The sequence below is a fragment of the Blautia sp. OM07-19 genome, from assembly GCF_003481595.1.
Classification (GTDB): Bacteria; Bacillota; Clostridia; order Lachnospirales; family Lachnospiraceae; genus Blautia_A; species Blautia_A intestinihominis.
Map to the genome: position 1 here is coordinate 302 of NZ_QULA01000093.1, position 289 is coordinate 590.

General features: G+C 42.6%; 1 tRNA gene. It reads left to right on the forward strand.

The annotated features are described in order from the left end of the window. Positions 1–65: 65 nt before the first annotated feature. Positions 66–139: transfer RNA gene (locus tag DXC01_RS20005), tRNA-Ile, on the forward strand. Positions 140–289 lie beyond the last annotated feature (150 nt).

Sequence of the window (289 nt, forward strand, 5' to 3'; positions counted from 1 at the left end):
TGCAAGCAGGGGGTCGAGAGTTCGAATCTCTTCATCTCCACTTGAAATCGTAAGATTTCAAAGATGGGCTTATAGCTCAGCTGGTTAGAGCGCACGCCTGATAAGCGTGAGGTCGGTGGTTCGAGTCCACTTAAGCCCACTAGGGTATAAGTGATTTTTCTAGAGGAAAGGTCGACTTAAGCCCATTGGCTTATGTGAATTTAGCCGTGAGGTTAAGTGAGTAAGCCTAAATCGTACCTTGAAAACTGCATACATGTAAATTTGATTAAACTAATCAAATATCCTTGAT